This window comes from Flavobacterium sp., from assembly GCF_031363805.1.
Lineage (GTDB): Bacteria > Bacteroidota > Bacteroidia > Flavobacteriales > Flavobacteriaceae > Flavobacterium.
Window position 1 is genome coordinate 1 of sequence record NZ_JANLVD010000110.1, and the last position, 3,761, is coordinate 3,761.

Consider the following 3,761-nt stretch of genomic DNA (forward strand, 5'->3'; position numbering starts at 1 on the left):
TAATAATTAAGCGTCTCAATATCATATAATTATAAATTAAAAAATAAATATGAGTTTTTAAAAACTGAATTTGAAGTCTAAAAAAAAATCACCAAAAATGATTTGTAGTAGAATTTGTAGTTTTTAGAGATTCCCTTAAATTAAAAATCCTCAAAAGTAAATTTTTAAGGATTTTAATTTTTAGCAAAAAGTAAGATTTACTCAACTATTATTTTTTTTGTGACATATTCATCATTTGATTCAATTTTTATGATATAATTCCCTTTTTCAAAATTACTGACATCAATTTTTATGTCGTTAGTAATTGTATTTTCATAGTTTCCAGAAAATGAAGTCCTACCCAATAAGTCTATAATTTTGACTTTTACATCAGGATTTAAAATTTCTGAAAATGAAATAGTAATTTCATTTAATGCAGGATTTGGGTATATTTTAACGTTGCTATTTTTAAAATTATAAGAATCAGTAGAAAGAGTTGTAGTATTATCCCATTTAAATATGCCATCTCCTACCGCATACAAAGGATTGTCATTAAAAAAACCACCAGACCATCCAGTTGTACTATTTAAAAATCTACAAGCAGCTTTTTGTTTTGTTGCTTCTATCAATGTCCAAGTTGTTCCATTGTTTGTTGTGTAAGATGAGCCACGATTTACACCACCATTTACAGAAGTTGAAACAAAAATATTGGTTCCAGGCACTGAGCAAATTCTACTTTGTTTCCAATTTGGTATCGTATTCGTTGGTATTTGTGCCCAAGTTGTTCCTCCATCTGTTGTCGAAAATAGTTTAGTTGAAGTATTGTTTCTTACATGAGATATACCATGTAAACCATCATCATTAAACGCTATTTCATAAACTGTTTCTTGTGCTGCACTCATTGTACTTACTGTCCAAGTAGTCCCAAAATCTGTAGATTTATAAATTTGTCCAGCAGAAGTTCCGAACCAAACAGTATTTCCAACTACTGCATAACCATCGAACCAACCAAAACCGCCTCCAGAAATAAAATTAGGTATATTTGTTTGAGGCGTTCTTGTCCAAGTTGTTCCGCCATTGTTGGTTTTATAAATTTCAAAATAGCCATCGTTTGCATCGCCACCTGCAATACCATTTAAAGCATCTTTAAAATACACAAAATTCGGAAACGAATTATCATTGAAAATTAATCCAGCATTTGATTGTGTCCAAGTAATTCCGCCATCAACTGTGTGAAATAATCCGCCACCACCTGAGAAATTAAATTTGTGCATGGCAACCCAAGCCTCAGTATCGCTAATTGCTGAAATGTTTGAAAAAGCCAAACTGGTGTCGCTACCCATTAAACCTGCTGTCCAAGTAGTTCCGCCATTTGTTGTTCTGGTAAAATCTAAAATTGGATTAGATCCAAAAAGCCCACCAATTCCATCATAACAAATAGCCCAAACTACATTTTCATTTACTATTGAAAATTCGTAAAATCCTAATGTTTTGTTAGTAAATCCAGCATTTTGGTTTGCCCATTGTGCATTTACATTGGTAAAAAAACACAATACCATTAATACAATAATTAATCTGTTGACACTTTTAGTGGTTTTTTTTAAAAGTTGTTCTGTAATTGTTTTCATATTTCCAATAATTTAGGTTAATAAAACCGAAATTATAAATCATATTTACTTCAAACAAATCAACTGTTCATAGCCTATTTATTAAGGACAGAAAGCAAAAATCGATGTCGCATTTTTTTTAAAATTATAAATCTCGATTTCGTCCATAAAATCTTTCATACGTCCATGATTTTTGCTTTGTTCAAATTAAATGATCAAATTTGTTTTATACTTAAAAATGAAAATAGAAAAATTTAATTTGAACAAAACTCTTGCCGAAAATCGATGGCTATGGCATTTTGGTTTTTGGTTGTTTTACTTTTTTATACGATTAAGACCTTATTATGTAACCGTTTTATTTTACGATAAATTATTTTTGAAGTACATGTTGTTTTCAGAAATATTGTTTATAATTGCCACCTATCTCACACTTTCTATTTATAATTTTTTAATGCCGAAAAAGCATCTTATTTTGTTTTTCTCATGTGGCTTTTTAACTTGGATTTTGTTTGTATTAGGTCAGGTTTTGCTTAAGAAAAATATAATGCTTACAATGCCAGATGTTGCAAATGCAGAATTATCTGAAATATTTTTGGACGGAATTTCATATTATTTATTTTTCTATTTTTTTATAATATTATTAAAATATTTTAAGCAAAATTATATCTATCAATACAATCAAAATCAGCAAAAACAGCAACAAATGCATTTTGAATTAGAAAATTTAAAAGCGCAGATTTCTCCACATTTTTTGTTCAATACAATGAATAATTTTTATGGACTTGCTGTAGATAATTCAAAAAAGTTGCCGAATTTAATGATTCGGCTTTCCGATTTATTGCGCTATTCACTTTATGAAACAAAAAATGAAAAAGTAGCTTTAGATAGCGAAATAAAATACCTTGAAAATTATATCGAACTAGAAAAAATAAGACTTGAGGATAATTTAAATCTTAAGTTTATTGCTAATAAAAATAATTTCGAAAAACATCAAATTGCACCTTTGCTATTGATTACATTTTTGGAAAACGCATTCAAGCATTCAAAAAAGATACATAATCAATCAATCGAAATTTCTATTTTTATTGATGTTTCAAATGATGGGATTTTGACTTTTACAATAAAAAATAACTTTAATTCTGATTCTGAAAACGACCTAGTTTCCATAAAAGGAATTGGATTGGAAAATGTAAAAAAAAGATTAGAAGTCATTTATCCTAATCAAAATCATTCTTTGGTTATAAAAACAGATAACAATTTTTATAATGTTGAATTAATATTAAATCTAAATTGATGGAAAATATTCAAAAAATAAAATGCTTAATAGTTGATGATGAGCCTATTGCTAGAAAAATAATTAAGAATTACATTAATCAAATATCCTTTTTAGAAAATGTTGGCGAATGCAAAAACGGTCTTGAAGCCTTAGATGTTATCACAAAAGAAAAAGAAATTCAAATTGTTTTTCTGGATATTAACATGCCAAATTTAAGCGGTTTGTCTATGGCTAAAATAATGAAAAACAATATTCCAATTATTTTTACAACTGCATACTCGGAATATGCAGTCGAAAGTTATGATGTCAATGCGATTGATTATTTGTTAAAACCTTTTTCTTTTGAACGATTTACCACTGCAGTTTTTAAAGCTATTGAAAAGCTTGAAAAATATAAAAATTTTACAAATCCATCAGTGCAAGAATTGGAAGAAAATAAAATTTATATCAAATCCGAAGGAATGAATTTTCCTGTTTTATTGACTGATATATTGTATTGTGAGGCAATGAAAAATTATACCAAAGTTTTTATATCAAATGGGAAAAGCTTGAAAACACTTATTCCGTTTTCTAAAATAGAACAGGATTTAATTTATAAAGGCAACCATTTTCTAAGAATTCACAGATCTTTTTTGATTTCAAAACTTCACATTTCATCCATAAAAAGTAATCATATCAATATTGGGAATTTTGAAATTCCAATTGGTCCACAATATAAGGAATCAATACTAAAAACTATTGGCTTAAAGTAAATTAAAATATTGAGGTGTTCATTTATTTACTTATTATAATCTCTTGATATAAAACCTTTTGAGTATTCATCATTCTGTTTATTAATAGGTCAAAAATATTTTCCTTATAAATTGACCTGTTAATTCGGTAACTAAACTCATCTAAAT

General features: G+C 27.7%; 3 protein-coding genes and 1 pseudogene. 2 read left to right on the top strand and 2 right to left on the bottom strand.

What is annotated here, in order from left to right; translation table 11 throughout:
• Nucleotides 1-197 precede the first annotated feature (197 nt).
• Nucleotides 198-1,607, bottom strand: a complete 1,410-nt coding sequence (locus RMN92_RS06525; RefSeq protein WP_309608660.1) for a T9SS type A sorting domain-containing protein — start codon at nucleotides 1,605-1,607, stop codon at nucleotides 198-200.
• Between the two features lie 217 nt (nucleotides 1,608-1,824).
• Here RMN92_RS06525 and RMN92_RS06530 point away from each other — a divergent pair, with 217 nt between their 5' ends.
• Together RMN92_RS06530 and RMN92_RS06535 are read left to right on the top strand one after the other, a co-directional pair.
• Entirely contained in the window at nucleotides 1,825-2,880 is a 1,056-nt protein-coding gene (locus RMN92_RS06530) for a sensor histidine kinase (RefSeq protein WP_309608661.1), read from the top strand.
• Nucleotides 2,880-3,614: a response regulator transcription factor gene (locus RMN92_RS06535; protein ID WP_309608662.1), complete on the top strand. Its 735-nt coding sequence runs from the start codon at nucleotides 2,880-2,882 to the stop codon at nucleotides 3,612-3,614. Before RMN92_RS06530 ends, RMN92_RS06535 begins: the two co-directional genes overlap by 1 nt.
• A gap of 22 nt (nucleotides 3,615-3,636) precedes the next feature.
• On the opposite strand, the pseudogene RMN92_RS06540 reads toward RMN92_RS06535, so the two are convergent.
• Nucleotides 3,637-3,761 (bottom strand): annotated as a pseudogene (locus tag RMN92_RS06540) (IS1595 family transposase); the annotation flags it as partial.